Below are 16,893 nucleotides of genomic sequence, written 5' to 3'. Positions count from 1 at the left end.
GAACGACACCGTTCAAATTAATCTGATTCCGCTTTAACGCAACGCCGGTACTTCATTTCATGTTACTGCCACGAATACGCCATGATTTCCGCCTGCAGGATTATTTCGTTTAATTCTTATCATTAAAAAAGCGCACGCTGATTACGTGTTATCGGGTAATAGAAATAAGGATACACATAACCTTTCCGTGGTTCCTCACGGGTGACTTCCGGTATCTGCATCCGGCTTCGAATGGGAAGAGATTATTTTTGCAGACTTCGGACAAATTTCTCAGGAGTCTGGTTATTTAGCGAGGAATAGGGTCTTTAATGAATTTCAGCGGAGGTATATTGAATCTGATTGGCGGAGATCACAGGAGTCGCATTTGATGGGTAATGTAGTTGATATTAAATAGATTTATTGAATTGGATAAATGGCAGTGCCCCCATTAATGCCCCCAGATTGGATTTTGAGGTGGAGATGTAGGAGATAGATGATGGGGAAACCGTGGCCAATTTTAGTTGAGCATGTGGAAGCTTAGTAGCACGGAGCATGCTTGTCGTAGTACTTTGAGCGTTTTACGATTTCGTTCAGAGGTGAGAAATCAAAATCCCTAAATGTAACATTCGGATATTTAGTTTTTGCCTCGGCGAGTAAGTCTGTAAGGGTATTATTTGTATTTCCCAACATTGTATTAACGCTAAGCACATGCTTAAATTCTGGGCGTTTATCTATACCGTCAGTGATAGCTTCGTTTAGAACATACGCTAACGGAGTTTGGCCTTTACTGGTGGAGTCCCATAACATCATCAGCAACCTTGCTGCATCTATAAAGAGTTTCTTATCTGCATTTGGTTTGATACCTGTACTGAAACATCCTGGTGATGAACCTGAACTGCTTCCACTTGTAGTGCCCTCAGATTTTAGTGGGTTAAACAAAGGCAATTCAGTTCCATTGATCAGCCGAATAAAATCTTTGGCAACATCTTTTCCACAGAAAAAAGCGCCTTTGTCTTCTCTTTCTATTCGGCCTTGGAAAGAAAAACAATAGTACTGATCCCTAAGAGGGTAGTTGGAATAACTTGTCTTCACCTGCCCAGGGATCAACTTCAAATGGGCCACTGGTTGAATAATATAATCCCTAACTATGGCAGACTTCACTTCATCGCCGCGATGGCAGTAACTGCTAGGGAGCCCATTCCGCTCTTTTTTATCACTCGTCAGCATTACTTCCCCCGTTAACTTTTTCATGACTATTGTTTAACCATATATCATGAAAGGTTTTTTATGTCCAACACACCTTGAATGCTATAGGAAATTAAAATATTTACTAAATTTTGGCATTCAAATAGAGATGTATTATGTCCTATTTTGAACTAAGCTGCCCGTAAACAAAATTCAAGAGGCTGGCTTGAACAAAGAGTGGGGATACCGACCATATGCGTAAATTACAAAAATTAATTGCAGCGGAGCACCTAGTTTTTTTTCCTTATTCAAACCTCCCTTCGAGAGCGATATCTCGTATCGCATCAAAGTGTCGAAAGGATGAAGTTGCCGATGCACATATCTTGATAAAAGAGCTCAAAGCTGAGTTGGCCACTGTTCCTGATTGGGATGGTGATACACATGATGACATCTGGAGAACCATCGAGCTGTTAAAATCAATTTTAGAGAATGTGAGATATTAATAATCCATGCTCCTATCTTCTTTCTGGTAACTAGAAGCTATCTTCACTAACGACCCTAGAATTGGTTGTTAGGGGCTAATATAAATGATTTTATATTCTAATTTTTACAAGTGAGGGAATTATGTCATATATACAAGTAGAGAAAGATGGTCTTCTGTATGAGGCTGAATATTTCTGTGAAGATGGTATGGTCACAGTGTTTGGAATAAGAGGCGGGCAATCTAACGTAGATCTTAACGGAATGTCAGAGGCCGCTGCAGCACGTACTGCGTTGCGTAATCTTATTAGAGAAAATCAAGTGGATCCTCTGTCAGATTAAAAATAGGCCGCCCGTTATGACGGTCATCTTTGATATGGATGAGTTCAAATTTAATCTGAAATTTATTATTGGATAAACCACAATCTAGTCTGATAGTTAGTTTTGGGAAAAAAACAGAAATTCGCAGTTGCTCTCAGAGTCAATAGAGGAATTACCAACATAACTGTGTATTAATCAACGGGGTCATGGTCAGCTCATTTTACTAAGCTGCGATCCCAGGGTCAGTTACGCTGTGGCGAAGCAGAGATGGAGAGCTGGAAGACATTGACCCACACTCCGGCCAGTTTGATGCCAGAACAGCGTAGTGGTAAAGAGGTGATGAAATTTCCGGATGAATGCCAGGAAGTGGACCTTTGGATTGCTGGCTGCCGAAATGAGAGCGATTCATTTATCTACAGAAGCAGTACGGATCTGAACGCTACTGGTCGAATTTGACAACCGTGCTTCTGAATTCCTGCTCAGCCTACGGGCTGGCACTGAGCTGTATTATGGCCAATGGCGGGATTTTGAAAGCACATAATGTCCGACAAAAATAAGGGTAACTAGGAATAATTCACTTATCCGGGTTTTTGAAAAGCATTTTATTGATTCGAAAATGAGGGTGTCGGGACACAGAACGGCACTTGAACCCACGAAACTCGTAGGCAGGATGATGATTTTGATGACGAATTCTAAAGACCGGCTCCCATCCCTATGCGCCTGGATTATATAAGGTGAAAAATGGCATTTACAAAAAATCAGCACATACTTTCTCAATGGGTACTCAGGAACTTTCGCAGCGACGACACAGCACTTAGCCCGAAGGATAAGCAGCGCGTCTGGTGCCATACGGTATACCCTTCGCGTTCCGGAGATAACGTCCTGTATGAACAGCCTCTTCCAATTTCCAGCGTCGCGGTCGCTAAAAATCTCTTTCGGCTCATCGATGCCAAAACTGGGGAAGCCTTTGACATCGAAGACGAACTAGGGGTCTATGAGCGGCTGACGGCCGCAGTAGTGAACGACATTATTCACGAACATAATTTTTCACGACTTCGTCTGACTAAGCCCGGTGATTTCCCATTTGAGACCCTGACCAGCTTTGCAGTAATGCAGCTACTTTTAAATTTACATAATCCCCAGAATAAGAATCCCTACAAACAGGATCTTCTTGACCACTTTCATCGTGACATTGAAATGCATTTTGAAGAATATATAAAAAGCATTCAGTCACTGCCTGGCACCCAGCCCACACTGATGAACGATAGTTTTTATCAAAAATTACTTCGCGTAGCCAACTCGTCCTCATCCAGAGAGGATAAGTGTCGGGCGATTTTTACTTTGTTCAGCCTGCTGGCTATTCTCAATAAACCCACGCCTTATGACATGATCAATGTCTTTCGAAATAAAATATTCAGTCGGACAAGCGTGATTGAAATAATACATACCGGCCACGCTTTTGATAGTACCGACCCCAGGCCCGTCATTGCGATAGCCCCGAATATATTTTGTTTGTACACGGAAGAGAACAGAATATATCTGCCATTGTCTCATAATTTCACTTTGTGTTTTATTACTGGTTCACCATTAACATTCTGTCCCCGGATAGACGTTTTTTCTCCACGGCCTGAACTACTGAAGTGTTGCGACGATCGCCATTTAAATTTCTACAAAGTTTCTTTTGATTATATAGACAATATCATGAGCACCATCGATATGTACAACGTGGGAAATTCAAGCACTTTCTATTCTGCTTATCAGCTCAGCGACGTTGAAAAATACCTCGATCTGCAGGAAAATAATCACCAATATTACTATACACCGGCAGACCCTGAACGATGGCAGCCTCTGCAGCCGTATTCATTATGAGCCCAGAAAATGAGCTGCGTATCCGGGAACTGATTGAAACCGGGAAATTCAACGGGTACACACTGGTCAGCGGAGAAGACTGGCAGATCCCCACAGTACGCGAAATCACTTTCGTCCGGGGGCTGATTCCCCTGACTGACATCCAACTAGCCAACCGGCTGAATGTGGACGAACGTACCGTCCGCAAGTGGAAATCCGGCCAGACTCGGATAGTATTCTCCACCTGGTGCTGTTTATGCTGGTTGGCTGGGCTGGGAATGCCCCTGGATAACGTTATCAGTGGTTGAAAATACGCTTCCAGATACATCTGAGGATAAAACGTCTATGAAATCGCCAGTTTCGTTTCCAGATATGAGGAAGGTCATCAAAATTAGTCAAAAACCAGGTTAGGCCACGATAAGTGACCACAATCGTCCAGATTAACTGGCCGATGGCGATAAGGGTATAGATTACAGCAAATACTGCAGTTACGAATGTAGACATATTGTTCTCCTTAATGTCTTTGGTTATATGCAGGTATTTACTGTTTTGCATGCGGCCTTTAAGGCCGCCCTGTAAAAAAACTGAAAAAAGTTTTCCATTCCTCTTTTTTGCCATTTAAGGCTCAGTCAGTCCTAAATTTAGCTTTATACGCAATAATCCACGAATTACAACAATCCGCCGTTTTTTGTGTTATTTCTGTAATAACCCTTCTTCTTCTCTGCGGAGGTTCGAAAAACGGTAATGTCGGATCTGCAGTGGTCACTATTTCGTTGAGTTGAGGGAAGACATTACTGGTATGAGCTTTAAAGCGAGGGAATTAATTTTAAGGCAAGCTCACGATCCGCTTTGAGCGAAGAACGGACTAATCCGTCCTCATGAACTACAGTCAAACTGTTAAATGACTTTCTTAAAGTTAACTTTATAGTTAGTCTTATCCGGATAAGCAATAAACATTGAAAGATGATTATTTTTACAAAACTTCATAATTCGATTTATATTATGTATAGATATTTTATATCCAATTATAATTGCATTAATAGCCGACTTAGGGAACGATACCAGCTGTCCATTACATCTTGCATTGGGGTCAATTATATTTCTTACTTCACCTTCATACTCCCAGCTTATATGTTTTTGAAATAAGTATTCTTGGGATTTCAATCGCATAAATCGCCCTTCAACTAAAATATGCTCTGAGTTTTTAAAATCGTAGGAATTGAACTCATCAACGGCTGGAATTGTTTCTAGATCGTCATCATTGAACTTTATAGGGTGAGTATTATACACTACCGATTGTAAATTAAACTTCTCATGGTTTTCAATGGACTTCCTGTTATATGCAATGCACACCCCTCTCATCCCATCTGCATAATGTGACCACATAAGCGGTGATTCCATATTTTTACTGAAGCAACAGACTAACAAAGTATTTACATAGTCATTTAAATCTATCATTGAGCGATTTAGATTTTCTGATATTATTCTGTAAATAGCCTCTACACCATAATTTTTTTCGTCTATGAACATTTTAGATAATTCAAGTGCACTTAAAAATTTATATTTCAAAGCATAATTAACTAAAACTGCCTTATCTTTGCTGTGTAGGTCATCCCAGTTAGCTATAATAGGAAATTCGAAAGGGTCGTTTAATCCATCGACATTTGAATGCCACATTTCACAATCAACTACCTCTCTTCTTGTATTTTTATTGAAGTTTCTATATCTAAAAATACATGTTTCTTTTAGTTCTGTTAAAGTCATTTTTTTCCCAAAACATTAAACACGGCTACGCACTAATTTAAGGTGTTTTTATAGCATAAATGACTGATTTAATATAGTAAATAGCTTAGGAGTATGTTGCTGATTTACTCCAAGTTGAATGGTTCACTATGAATCTAACAATGTTCGCTTCATGGTACAGAGCGGATAATTTGATTAAAACAAGTATCAGCTCGAATCTTAACTAACATACCTCGGCTAAGCCAACAAAAACCTAAAACATCGCCCAGCAAAACCCATCCGGTATTTCTTTATCTATATTTTTTTCACTGGGTGTGAATTCTCCACCAGACTTCCCATCAATATAGATTTCAAATTTTGTCGCTTTCCCTAACTCAGTCATCAAGTCATTCCAGGCATTTGCTGCAAATCGATACTTAGTGCCATCTGGAACGAAGAAAGACGAACCATCGATCAGAAACTCAATATTGCCTTCAATAGGCTTATTATTTTTATAAACATGAAAGCCATGGTCGATAGCCTCTGCATAGTCATCTGGTTCAACAAACGAATTGCAAGCAATGATAATGCTATAACCATTATTGTTCGTTATGCCGTATTCAGTAAAACCTTGGGCAAAGGAAGAAGACCAAACATTCGGTATAGCGTGAGCGCCCGCCGATAAAAATAAAAGTACAAGTAATACAGCTAGCTTTTGCATATCATCACATTCCTTAATAAAAAAAAGAAGAAGATGGATACCTTGCCGGTTATCAGCAAGGTATTTGATTTAATTGTTGAATAGTATAATAGGTTAAATTACCACTTACGCTCAAAAGCGGAGGGATCATACTTAGGCCCTGTAATGCTGGGATCTAGCTGATACGTTCCTTGCCCATAAGTCTTAGGCTTCCACCTCGGTTTATTTTTACCTGAATACTCTTTTTGTGCCGACCAATACCCTATCGGGTAACGCATAACGATGTTACCACCGACGACTATATCAACCGAAGAATACTGACCATTATTAATCGTCCCTTTCTGGGTATAGGCATTCGGGCTGCATGTTCCGGTATCGCGTTGTTGCCAGCGTTGATCGGTGATAGCGACGATATAGAAATCCCCAAAAGCACAACCCGACGTAGATTTATTATTCAACACTGCAGCATAGTGCTTAGTCTGTCCGACAATCCGGCAGGTATTATTTTGACCTCCACACACTTGCGATAACGTTTTACCGTTGTCCCCATATCGCTTCTGCTACTGGATTAGCGGCAAATGTTTGCGGTGATAAACCTAACCCTGATAACAACAGGGTGGTCAGTATGATTTTCTTCATTGAATACTCCATAGGTCATTAATGATAGTTGCCGTAACTCGCTGTGCATCAGCGGGAACAGGCTGTTTTGCCCTGGTGAGGCGAATAGGTTTTCAGTTATTTTGTGAATGTGCTTTAGTGAGCTTTTGGGTTAACACGGGAAGACTTCTTTTATACAGCCCGATGCCCAATGCCATGCCAATAACCGCAGATACGCCAACAAGCAGTGGTCCTTATTCATAAAACAGCCACAACAGGTTATTCAGTACCAGACTGGCAACGCTCAACCCTGCCAGAAGGGAAATCAGGAAAGCAGGATGTTTGGGATGAATGGTTAGTTCAAACGTGACGCCTTTAAAGCCATAGGTAATCCACAGTATTAATTGGGCTAACGCCAGCGGAACGGCAACCGCCAAGGTATACAGCAGCAGATACACCAGCGTCATCGGTAATGCCACTCTGGAATACCCTAAGATGCTAAAATGCGTAAGCAGCAATAGCGTGACACCCAGTATCAGTACGATACTGATAATCAAGAAAATACGTTCAATCCCTCGTCGTGTGTTGTTTAGCGTGTTCATATTTGTCCTGTTTAATATTGTTGAAATTTAACGTTCGGTTTGTGGGCAGTCCCACTCATAGCCGCAATCACGGCACATCCAGCCCTTACCCCACGGAATGATGTCTTCAGTCGAGCCACAATCAGGGCATGGCTGATGAGGGGCGTTAACCTGTGTAAAAATGCGGGTTATGGTCATAAAAACTCCTTGGTATGGGGACTAACTCAACGGTGCCATTAGCTGGCTGAACAACCGAAAATGCGGAAGTGCCGCAATAAAATTGTTTTGATGAGAAAGCCGGAAAATGTCATCACGGGGTTTAAAGGTGACGGGCAGTAGCTGCACCTGATGAACTTCATCGAGCAAAATGACTTGCACTTGTCGGTGATATTCCGCAATCAGATACCACAGGCCTTCGCGGTAAATAAACTGATACGGCAACAGCGGACTGAACCGCTGCTCTGCGGTGAGCAAGACCACTTGCTGGTGGCAGGTAATGGCATAGATAAGTTGATAGAAATTGTCCGAATGTTCGGCAGAGGTTCGGTGTGCATGGTGCCAGATAATGCAGGGGGCATTTTGCCGCTGTGATAGCAACAACCCCAGCAAGCGACTGTCCAGCCCCGGAAAGATACGGGTCATACCTGTCTGCCGGACAAAGGTCAGTACATCCTTCTCTCGGTAGGCTTTTAACGTATCGGGGTGCAGACGATAAGCCCCATTCAGACACTCAATATCCAGATAGGCTAATCGCTCCCGCAAATCCCGTCGCAGGGTCCGGTAAGAAACCTCGAACTCTTTTGCCAGTGCACAAAGCGATAAGCTTTCCCCTGCCATCAGGCGGGAAATTAATGACGACAGCCTGACCGCCATCCGGTCATATTTTCGGTGTGCCTTTAGCATAGTGAGGCGTTCCTGAACTCAAGAGGTAATAAGATGGAGAAGTACGGAGTTTAACTTAGGGGGTGGACAGGTTATGTCCGTTGAGGAAAAATTCTTTTTGAAATCAGCCAATAAGCTCACTGAGATAACGTATTCATAAATCAGGGAATATCGCCACTCGTCATAATCAACCAGTGAAACGCGCTGACACAACCTGTCAGAGAGGGGAAATTAGTTTGGCAAACGGGGAGCCAACTGGGTAAAAAGCGTCTCTGCCATCACCCATAAGGCTTTATTGAGTTTGATATCACCATCAATTCCATTCACGGCACGGGTACGGGCTCGTTTACCTTTTGTGGTTCTGCCTGATAATCCTCCTTTAATCAGGTTTTCCTGCAAACGTTGGTACACCGTCCACAAGTCCTCTTTTTTATCCTCAAAACGGCGCGGTTGCAGAATTTGCTCCCGTGTGACGGGCTGATGCTCTTCGCCAAAGCGGTAGGTCAATGCCGCTTCCGCAAAAGCTTGCTGAGCTGGAGGGGGTAACAATAATGACTGCATACTTTCGCGTTTTTCAGCGACCTGCTCAAAGGTGTCCAGCACTTCATACGCGCCTTCAATCACTTTACCCACCACATCCCCTTTATGAGGCACACGTACTTCCCCCAACACATCGCCACACACCAAACCGTTCGCACACACGGCTCTGAATAATCCCGGCAACATTTGATAACTGCTTGAACCATCGTGGCTATTGAGCAAAATAATTTCAGGAACCTGTACACCTGTGATTTGGTCATGACGACGAAGGCGTAACATATGCTTGGTATGCTCCCGACGACTCACATCACGCACACGAGTCTGGCAGGCAAAGAACGGATAGAAGCCTTCTTTTTGCAAACTATCTAACAAAGTAATGGTGGGAATATAAGTATACCGTTCACTGCGGGAATCGTGTTTTTCTTCAGAAAACACGCTCGGTACGATACGGAATAACTCTTCGATAGTGAGTGGACGCTCACGGCGAATACTGTTGGCAGAGCCAAAACGAGAGGCTAATAAACTCATGATAAAACTCCAAATTAATCAATTAAATGGAAAATGGCAGCAGATTCGGGATGTTGTAGCGCGTAGTCACGCAGCTGATAAAAGCGGTCACACATCACTTCACTTTTGGTTTGAAATGACCAGATGCTGTATAAAATCAGGCACACAGCAATGCCAGCGGCTTCACAACTGACTTGTGCTTCATTGCCGTTATGCATGTTGAACAAAGTGAGTGCCGCTTCTGAGATATCCGGATAAATAAAGGCTCCACCATTGGACAGCGTGCAATATTCCCAATAGCCGCCATTATAGGCCTCACAAAACTGCCCCATGGTGGTGAAGGTCACCACTTCAAAAGTGGCCCAGCCTTTTACTCCACCAAAATGGTTGAACCAAAAATCAAGGCGTTGTTCGTCAGAAACCACATTCACGGCAACGCGATAGTCAGTCTGAGTATTCATAGGTTGAACTCCGAAAAGAAAGAAAACAAAAAAGCGCCAGTCCGATGAAGGACTGACGCTCTGAGTGATAAATTAAAGGTGAAGCGCTAAACTAAAAGAACCAATTCCACAGAGACTTGGCGACAGAAACCAACGTGTTTTTGACAGCACTGACGGCGTTTTTCACCACGGTTGGTAATGGGATGATATCAACCAGTGAATCCACCAGCTCACTGACACATTGCCCAAAATCATTGCGAGCAGAGGTTTCAACCGCTGTTGTGCGATACGTCGTATTCAGTTGCCTGGCAACCCCGCTGCTGGCCTGTGTGGGTAGCGCCCGTATCAGATGCTCCGCTAACAGGGGTAACTGATAACGTTCAGTGGAAGAGACCGTGATAACCGGATTAACCGGCTTAAATGCATCCACCACAGCAATTTGCTTTTGTCGAAGATTCGCAGCTTGTTGAGGCGATGGATGGCAACACTCAACATGCCATTCACGGCAGGGTTCTATCTTGTCCGCCTGATTCAGGACAAAAAGAAAATGTGAGGGTTTGTAGCCACATTGTTCCGTGAGAAAGCAATAACACTGCTCATCGGAAGACCATGCTCTGTCATCGGCCTTCAGGACCCAAATGATTAAATCCAGCTCTGGTAACAAGTTACGGTACAGCGAGTGATACTCGCGATCCCGCTCAAGGCTTTCACCCACGCCGGGTAAATCAATAAATGTCATCGCATGGCTACCCATCGTCATGGTGAAGCGCTGGGCTTGGCGGGTACAGCCTGAAATATCACTGACAGGGAATAATGGCGATTGAAATAGCGAGTTAATCAGGCTGGATTTGCCTGCACCAGTTTTACCCATCAGGCCAATGGTGGGGGAGTAATTTATCAGTGCGTTAAATTGAGATAAAAAATGTTCTCTTATCCTTTCCGGAAGAAAGGATAAATGCGGTTCTAATGTCTTCATCATAATGCCTTAATTGACTAAGTTCACAATGATGATATATATCTTAAATTTCTTTTGTTATTTCATTGAACTCGTTGTCAATCAAATTAATTAGCAGTTCGTTTTCTTCTATTTGATAACTCTGGCTAATGATAGTTAATTTTGAATACGCTTCTTTTGGAAGGATTTTTTTTAACGCCAAGCTCAGTTTTGGCTTGTTTTTTGTTTTTTTACTTTTCCTATATTTTCTTTCATTTCTAGCTAAAATCAATTTTTTATATTTTCCATTTTTTTCTTCACTAGAAACATTCCAAAGATAAAATCCTACGATACAATAAAGATACAATTCTTCTTTGTCATGAAAGTCACACTTTTTTATAATCTCTGATTTTACCAAATAATTATAAACCCACTTACAGGACTCTTCATCTTTAACTTTCAACCAAGAAAAATAATCCTTATTATACAGATCTTTTATATAAATAGACTTTAAATACCCAATGAGATTAGCAAATATTATTGCTTCATAATTATATTCATATAGTGAAAGCCTGCTCACTATCAAATTAGTGTAACTCACAACCATATAGCAACGACCATCATGGCTTTCTGGTTGAAACTCCCATTCCAGATGAAGTGGATTCCATATTTTTTTATATAAATCCATAAATCCAGTATAATTTAAAAGCTTATTATTCGAGCTTTCAGATGCCATATAATACGCATTAATTAGATTAATATCACTGAATATCTTCCATACTAGATAGCAAAAAACTTTGTCTTTTTTCATGTATTCATATACGTGTTTATTTATCACTCCATTTTCTTTGCTCATTTTCCATCCTCAAAATCATCCTAAGCGCTTCACTCATACCTTATACCACACCTCATAAAACTTAGCTTGAATTTCATTGTTAAAGTAATGATAAATGCATTGACTAAATAGTGATAATCAAGTTGACTTTATCGTGATATAGTGTCATTAAAAGTATCCATTTACACTCAGCAAACCCAATAAAAACAACATTTTTTTCATAGAAAATTCATTAGGCCTAACTTCAAGAGAACAGAAGTAATATCAGAGTATGCTGAAGTGATAATCTTTGTCCATACACCAGACTTTTAAACGGCTAGAAACCTCAAACCAACGTTGAATGTGTTGGTGTAGTAATATATTTATAAAGAAGAAGGTCTTGTTACCTTGTCACCACCAATCATTAAAAATCCTATCCATTCGTATATCCAATAAAATAACTATCCCCTCATCTTGATAGGCGGCTATGCACCTATCCATCATTTCAGATAAATAATTATTTTTTACATCCATGAGATTAGGTATGTCATTAAATCCATCAAGGAGTAATACATGCCTATTGAGCAATACAATCATGAATACATTAAGAAAATCAATTCTGCCATCAGAAAGTCATTAGCTAGCCAATCTCGAGTTACTGCAATCAGAATAGATCTTCGTTTTCCTAACTTATTAATACCCCACTCAGATGATACAAAAGTTATCACTCGATTCTTTGAATCGTTAAAAGCAAAGATACAGGCAGATTTAACTCGTAAATCTAAATCATGGGAAAGACGCTGTGCCAGTGAAATTCATTATGTTTGGGTGAAAGAAGTTGGAGAGATAAATAATAAAAATCACTATCACATCTTATTGATGGTCAATAAGGATATTTATAAGGGACTGGGTAACTTCAATCAGAATGATGTCTGCTTAGGGATATTAATACAACAGGCTTGGTGTAGTGCAATGAATATCCCCTACCCTGAAAATCGTTATTTAGTCCATTTCCCAGAAAATCCAACATATTGGTTAAATGCCAATTCGATTGAAATTGAGAATCAAATTTCTGCATTAAATGAACGGTGTCTTTATTTAGCTAAACACCACACTAAACATTATGGAGAGGGTGAACGTTCATTCGGCTGTAGTCGATAGTTTTTTACAACAAGGGGATATCTTCTGAAGAAGAGATATCCCTGTTTCATTCTCGATATCCCTTCTGCCTTTTAACTTAAAGACAGAGGATTAAATATGTCCACACAAACTATTTCGTTATTAGAAGACCAATTTGTTGATATGAAATTTATTACCAATTTAACCGGATTATCTGACAAATGGTTCTATAAACTCATCCAGGATGGTGAGTTTCCGAAACCAATCAAACTGGGTCGTAGTTCTCGCTGGTTAAAGAGCGAAGTCGAGAATTGGTTACAGGCACGTATTGCTGACTCCAGAGCTTAACCATCATTCCACTGCTTTTTCTGCACTAACCACACCACCATTTAAACCACTTCGGAAACTCCACCATGAAAAAATATCATGCCAGACATGAGACATTGCTACGCCATTACCAACGCTGGCTGAACGGCCTTACCAAACTCGCCGTTTTCCAGGGAGTGTGCCATCCCTTAATCAAGAATAGCCACCAGCTGATGGTGGCGAACATTCGCTTTCCGGACAGCGACAGCACACCCGCTGTTGTGCCCGTATGCCTGTATCGTTTAATACACGGTAAAACGCTTCTTGAGCCGTTATCTGTCCAAGCTGACATTCATGTCAGCTTAATCGTCGATAACCGCCTGCTAAGCTACCATCCGATGCTGGAGGGTATCTTTCTCAGCGAGTGTGTGAGGATTGGACAACGTTCATTTGCCAACAAACTTATTAGTCTGTTTAACCAGTTCAATGGCCCTGAGCTACGTCCCAAGCTGATGTGGTTGTGCTGGTATGATTTGATGCTAGGTTTTCCGTTAGATGATTGGCTGAATGCCTTGAAGATGAAAACTGAAGAACAGCTGGTGGAGTGGATCATTGGCAGGAAAATGGAGAACTGGGGACTGACGAGGATCATGGATGATTATGTGTTGTTTGGTTAGATAAAAAAATAAACTTCCCCTTGAGTAAAATAAATTTTCAGTAGCTAGTTGTACCACCGTTAGCTGAATAATTGTGGTAAGGAATCAGCAATCAGTTATTACAATAAGTATAGCCTGCACCATAACGAAAATATCGTTTGCCATGAGAAAATATACTCCGAAATCATTCTAACCGCAGGAGAGAAACCTGTCTGCCTAACTAGATATGTGGAATACATCAATGTTAAGCCAAATTATTTTCCCAAAACCTCCCAAAACACAAAACCTTCATTAACGTTGTAATTATTTCATATTTTTAAATTCATTTTCATATATTGATGATTTTTTTCATTTGTTATATTGTATGCTCATTCAGAGACAATCAGATGAATCAAACATATGCAATATACATTAGAATTATTAAAGGTTATCGAGGGGGCACTAAGCAACAATTTGACGCAAGTCACTGCTTATTCTGAACTTCTTGCATCAAAATTAGAGAAAGAGGGAGATGATAGATCAGCTAAAAGCATTAGAAAGAAGCTAAATAGCTTGAGTACTCAATACTCTACTGCTGGGCTAAACGGGCAATTAGAACCCGTCGTTCCGGTAGATAAAGATAGTCGTCTAACTTTAGGAGACGTATTGTATCCAACGTTGGATGGAGCACACATCCTATTGCCTGCATCAATACAAGAAAGTGTTGATGAATTTTTATCTTTCATTAGTAAAGCTCATTTATTAGCTGAAGCAGGGGTTGGTATATCCCCATCGATGATGTTATATGGGCCCCCTGGATGCGGAAAAACACAGTTAGCTCATCATATCGCCGCAAAGCTTGAGCTCCCTCTAATCACGGCTCGATGTGATACCTTGATATCTTCATTCTTGGGATCTACAGCTAAAAATATACGTAGTCTGTTTGATCATGCAGCAAGCAGACCTTGCGTCCTATTTTTGGATGAGTTTGATGCTTTTGCTAAAGCAAGAGATGACCAGCACGAATTGGGAGAACTCAAACGCGTTGTCGTTAGCTTATTACAAAATATAGATGCCCTACCTGAAAATACTATTCTTCTCGCAGCAACTAATCATCAGGGACTACTTGATCCTGCTGTATGGCGACGATTTGCATATAGATTAAAAATAACACTTCCAAACAAAGAACTTAGATGTTGTTTGATAGAGCAATTTCTAGGAGATTTCTGTCCAAAAAATGTAAAAAGAATCGCTGATGCTACGGAAGGAATGAGTGGTGCAACGATACAACAAGCCTGTAAAACAGCAATTAGAAATGCAATTCTTTTAGGGCAAAAACAAATTGATATCGATAAGTTAATCATCGGGTTATCAATGGAACAATATCAAGATATTTTGAACCACTCAGAACTTAGTGATGAAGATAAAATTATTAAGCTCAGAATGATCAATAGCAAAGTTTTTACCATTGAGCGACTGTCGGTAATTTTTGGCTTATCAACAGGCAAAATTTCAACTTTGACCTCAAATAAGGATTCTAATTAATCATGGAAAAGCAAAATAACCCAGTCCAGATTGTTCGAGTCAGCAATAGTGATCACAAAAAAATTAACTATGAGGGCTTTGGGCCTCAAACAGTATTTGGGGATGGGGCAACTCAAGAAGTAAGAGCTCATCTTGCCCAGCAAACAGATGAGTCTATAGATTATTTTTCCGAACAGTTTCAGGATTGGCCTGGTTTAGCTGGGATTGTAAAGGTTACTCTAAAAGAAGAAGCTCTGGCTAAAAGTCACCGCCCTTTGGGGTTGTTTACTTCAAAAACATGTCCGATCGTCGGATCTTTGGATTTTGGAGAATTACTTATCAGTGCAACGAGGGAAGGCCTTAACCGTTTGAAGTCTAGATTACTCAATGGAGAAAGTAAGAAGATAATAGCAAATATATCTGCTATTGAGAAAATAGAGCCATTTTCTTCAGATGACCGTTTAAGTAATCATGATTTAAACTATATCGTTTCTGCTATAAAACAAGGGCGAAAATTAAAAATTAGGCTCTTCGACCACCAAAATGATGATAAAAATAAAACCCTAAAATCTGCACTTGATAAATTTGCTGGTGAAAATAATATTCAGCTAAAGCAGCTTAATTATGGTAGCAACAGTGATCTTATTTCGATAGCAACCGAAAATAAAGATACAGTAAAACGCTTGTCAAAATTTATAGGTTTACGTTCTATTTCGACCATACCGGAATTCAAACTAAGTGACATGTATTTACAAAATACTTCAATAGGAGTTGCTAATGAACAGTTATTTCCAGCCCCACAAGAAGATATTGACTATCCTATTGTAGGCATTATTGACTCCGGTATTTGCCCTAATAGCTCACTAATCTCTCCATGGGTAATTGCACGAGAAAGCTATGTACCAAATGGTTTTGAAGATTATAGCCATGGGACAATGGTAGCGTCATTAATTGTAAATAGTCAGAGTTTAAACCATCAAGATACTCGATTCCCTAGTACACACGCCAGAATTGTTGATGTAAACGTATTCCCTAAAGGTGGAACGACAACTGAGGACGAATTAGTTGCTATTATCCAAGATATTGTTCCTAAATATCCTCAGGTTAAAGTTTGGAATCTTTCTTTAGGTGGTAATGATCCTGTCCATAACACCGATTTCTCTGATTTTGCTCATTTTTTGGATGAAATGCATGATAAATATGGGTGCCTGTTTGTTGTCGCGGCAGGTAATCAAAATAATCATGAGCAATGGCCAACAACAAGAACCCATGCTGGCATCAATCGAATTTCCTCACCAGGGGACTCCATCAGAGCTTTGACAGTCGGTAGCTTAGCACATAAGGAATCACCATTAGCTTTGAGTCGTATTGATGAAGCCTCTCCATTCTCCCGTATTGGCCCAGGTCCTAGTTGTATTCCAAAGCCCGAGATTACTCATTATGGGGGCAATATTACAGCTAAAGGTACATTTGCTCAGATAGGTATATTATCATTGGGACCAAATAATACACTTTGCGAAACTGTTGGCACAAGTTTTGCCACTCCAATCGCAGCGAGTATAGCCGCTCATCTACATCATTTTTTATCTCAAGGTGGAAAAATTGAAGTTCCAACTGAACGCATTAAAGCACTGATGGTTCATTCCAGCTTATTAGGAGGAAAGGTTACAACGGGCACTATTAACTATAAAGGATTTGGGCGACCAGGAGATATTATTGACCATTTATATTGCGACCCAAATTGTATGACTATGATTTTTGAAACTGATGTTCGTCATG

General features: G+C 40.6%; 17 protein-coding genes. 8 read left to right on the top strand and 9 right to left on the bottom strand.

Going from position 1 to position 16,893, the window contains the following annotated elements:
• Positions 1-516: 516 nt before the first annotated feature.
• Positions 517-1,206, bottom strand: coding sequence for a hypothetical protein (locus tag N7387_RS18510; RefSeq protein WP_279800631.1), 690 nt, complete (start codon positions 1,204-1,206; stop codon positions 517-519).
• A 212-nt stretch (positions 1,207-1,418) separates the two neighbouring features.
• Between N7387_RS18510 and N7387_RS18505 the strand changes: the two genes are divergently transcribed.
• The 3 genes from N7387_RS18505 to N7387_RS18495 all read left to right on the top strand — a co-directional run bounded on the left by N7387_RS18505 (position 1,419) and on the right by N7387_RS18495 (position 4,121).
• On the top strand, positions 1,419-1,667 hold the full coding sequence (locus N7387_RS18505; protein WP_279800630.1) for a hypothetical protein: 249 nt from the start codon (positions 1,419-1,421) through the stop codon (positions 1,665-1,667).
• A 1,039-nt stretch (positions 1,668-2,706) separates the two neighbouring features.
• Positions 2,707-3,834 carry a DUF4238 domain-containing protein gene (locus tag N7387_RS18500; protein WP_279800629.1) on the top strand — a complete coding sequence of 376 codons (1,128 nt, stop codon included), beginning with the start codon at positions 2,707-2,709 and terminating at the stop codon, positions 3,832-3,834.
• On the top strand, positions 3,831-4,121 hold the full coding sequence (locus tag N7387_RS18495; RefSeq protein ID WP_025153730.1) for a hypothetical protein: 291 nt from the start codon (positions 3,831-3,833) through the stop codon (positions 4,119-4,121). Before N7387_RS18500 ends, N7387_RS18495 begins: the two co-directional genes overlap by 4 nt.
• A gap of 589 nt (positions 4,122-4,710) precedes the next feature.
• On the opposite strand, the gene N7387_RS18490 is transcribed toward N7387_RS18495, so the two are convergent.
• From N7387_RS18490 to N7387_RS18455, 8 genes are all read right to left on the bottom strand, one after another.
• Positions 4,711-5,577, bottom strand: a complete 867-nt coding sequence (locus N7387_RS18490) for a DUF2971 domain-containing protein (RefSeq protein WP_279800628.1) — start codon at positions 5,575-5,577, stop codon at positions 4,711-4,713.
• Between the two features lie 232 nt (positions 5,578-5,809).
• Entirely contained in the window at positions 5,810-6,256 is a 447-nt protein-coding gene (locus N7387_RS18485) for a hypothetical protein (protein WP_279800627.1), read from the bottom strand.
• 830 nt (positions 6,257-7,086) lie between these two features.
• The gene (locus N7387_RS18480) at positions 7,087-7,311 is read right to left on the bottom strand and encodes a hypothetical protein (protein ID WP_279800626.1); all 225 of its coding nucleotides are present in this window, start codon (positions 7,309-7,311) and stop codon (positions 7,087-7,089) included.
• Positions 7,312-7,632: 321 nt separating this feature from the next.
• Positions 7,633-8,316: a transcriptional regulator gene (locus N7387_RS18475; RefSeq protein WP_279800625.1), complete on the bottom strand. Its 684-nt coding sequence runs from the start codon at positions 8,314-8,316 to the stop codon at positions 7,633-7,635.
• A 210-nt stretch (positions 8,317-8,526) separates the two neighbouring features.
• Positions 8,527-9,363 carry a DUF932 domain-containing protein gene (locus N7387_RS18470; RefSeq protein WP_279800624.1) on the bottom strand — a complete coding sequence of 279 codons (837 nt, stop codon included), beginning with the start codon at positions 9,361-9,363 and terminating at the stop codon, positions 8,527-8,529.
• A gap of 14 nt (positions 9,364-9,377) precedes the next feature.
• A complete protein-coding gene (locus N7387_RS18465) occupies positions 9,378-9,803 on the bottom strand; it encodes an antirestriction protein (protein WP_279800623.1) in 426 nt (141 codons plus the stop codon).
• Positions 9,804-9,894: 91 nt separating this feature from the next.
• The gene (locus tag N7387_RS18460) at positions 9,895-10,758 is read right to left on the bottom strand and encodes a GTPase (protein ID WP_279800642.1); all 864 of its coding nucleotides are present in this window, start codon (positions 10,756-10,758) and stop codon (positions 9,895-9,897) included.
• A 43-nt stretch (positions 10,759-10,801) separates the two neighbouring features.
• Entirely contained in the window at positions 10,802-11,572 is a 771-nt protein-coding gene (locus tag N7387_RS18455; protein ID WP_279800622.1) for a hypothetical protein, read from the bottom strand.
• 531 nt (positions 11,573-12,103) lie between these two features.
• Between N7387_RS18455 and N7387_RS18450 the strand changes: the two genes are divergently transcribed.
• The 5 genes from N7387_RS18450 to N7387_RS18430 all read left to right on the top strand — a co-directional run.
• Positions 12,104-12,691 (top strand): inovirus Gp2 family protein, encoded by a 588-nt coding sequence (locus tag N7387_RS18450; protein WP_279800621.1) that lies wholly within the window; start codon positions 12,104-12,106, stop codon positions 12,689-12,691.
• Between the two features lie 96 nt (positions 12,692-12,787).
• The gene (locus N7387_RS18445; protein WP_279800620.1) at positions 12,788-12,997 is read left to right on the top strand and encodes an AlpA family transcriptional regulator; all 210 of its coding nucleotides are present in this window, start codon (positions 12,788-12,790) and stop codon (positions 12,995-12,997) included.
• A gap of 65 nt (positions 12,998-13,062) precedes the next feature.
• On the top strand, positions 13,063-13,632 hold the full coding sequence (locus tag N7387_RS18440; RefSeq protein WP_279800619.1) for a hypothetical protein: 570 nt from the start codon (positions 13,063-13,065) through the stop codon (positions 13,630-13,632).
• Positions 13,633-14,010: 378 nt separating this feature from the next.
• Positions 14,011-15,135, top strand: coding sequence for an AAA family ATPase (locus tag N7387_RS18435; RefSeq protein ID WP_279800618.1), 1,125 nt, complete (start codon positions 14,011-14,013; stop codon positions 15,133-15,135).
• Between the two features lie 2 nt (positions 15,136-15,137).
• Positions 15,138-16,893 (top strand): S8 family peptidase (locus N7387_RS18430; RefSeq protein ID WP_279800617.1); only part of this gene is annotated, 1,756 nt, incomplete at its 3' end.

Source organism: Morganella sp. GD04133 (assembly GCF_029835375.1).
In the GTDB taxonomy this organism is placed as follows: domain Bacteria; phylum Pseudomonadota; class Gammaproteobacteria; order Enterobacterales; family Enterobacteriaceae; genus Morganella; species Morganella morganii_B.
Note: the sequence above shows the minus strand (reverse complement) of the source record. Positions and strands in the feature narration are given on the sequence as shown.

What these genes read in the sequence shown, in the direction of transcription:
- N7387_RS18510 (WP_279800631.1), bottom strand. Translation starts at nt 1,206, where the DNA reads ATGCTGACGAGTGATAAAAAAGAGCGGAATGGGCTCCCTAGCAGTTAC.
- N7387_RS18505 (WP_279800630.1), top strand. Translation starts at nt 1,419, where the DNA reads ATGCGTAAATTACAAAAATTAATTGCAGCGGAGCACCTAGTTTTTTTT.
- N7387_RS18500 (WP_279800629.1), top strand. Translation starts at nt 2,707, where the DNA reads ATGGCATTTACAAAAAATCAGCACATACTTTCTCAATGGGTACTCAGG.
- N7387_RS18495 (WP_025153730.1), top strand. Translation starts at nt 3,831, where the DNA reads ATGAGCCCAGAAAATGAGCTGCGTATCCGGGAACTGATTGAAACCGGG.
- N7387_RS18490 (WP_279800628.1), bottom strand. Translation starts at nt 5,577, where the DNA reads ATGACTTTAACAGAACTAAAAGAAACATGTATTTTTAGATATAGAAAC.
- N7387_RS18485 (WP_279800627.1), bottom strand. Translation starts at nt 6,256, where the DNA reads ATGCAAAAGCTAGCTGTATTACTTGTACTTTTATTTTTATCGGCGGGC.
- N7387_RS18475 (WP_279800625.1), bottom strand. Translation starts at nt 8,316, where the DNA reads ATGCTAAAGGCACACCGAAAATATGACCGGATGGCGGTCAGGCTGTCG.
- N7387_RS18470 (WP_279800624.1), bottom strand. Translation starts at nt 9,363, where the DNA reads ATGAGTTTATTAGCCTCTCGTTTTGGCTCTGCCAACAGTATTCGCCGT.
- N7387_RS18465 (WP_279800623.1), bottom strand. Translation starts at nt 9,803, where the DNA reads ATGAATACTCAGACTGACTATCGCGTTGCCGTGAATGTGGTTTCTGAC.
- N7387_RS18460 (WP_279800642.1), bottom strand. Translation starts at nt 10,758, where the DNA reads ATGAAGACATTAGAACCGCATTTATCCTTTCTTCCGGAAAGGATAAGA.
- N7387_RS18455 (WP_279800622.1), bottom strand. Translation starts at nt 11,572, where the DNA reads ATGAGCAAAGAAAATGGAGTGATAAATAAACACGTATATGAATACATG.
- N7387_RS18450 (WP_279800621.1), top strand. Translation starts at nt 12,104, where the DNA reads ATGCCTATTGAGCAATACAATCATGAATACATTAAGAAAATCAATTCT.
- N7387_RS18445 (WP_279800620.1), top strand. Translation starts at nt 12,788, where the DNA reads ATGTCCACACAAACTATTTCGTTATTAGAAGACCAATTTGTTGATATG.
- N7387_RS18440 (WP_279800619.1), top strand. Translation starts at nt 13,063, where the DNA reads ATGAAAAAATATCATGCCAGACATGAGACATTGCTACGCCATTACCAA.
- N7387_RS18435 (WP_279800618.1), top strand. Translation starts at nt 14,011, where the DNA reads ATGCAATATACATTAGAATTATTAAAGGTTATCGAGGGGGCACTAAGC.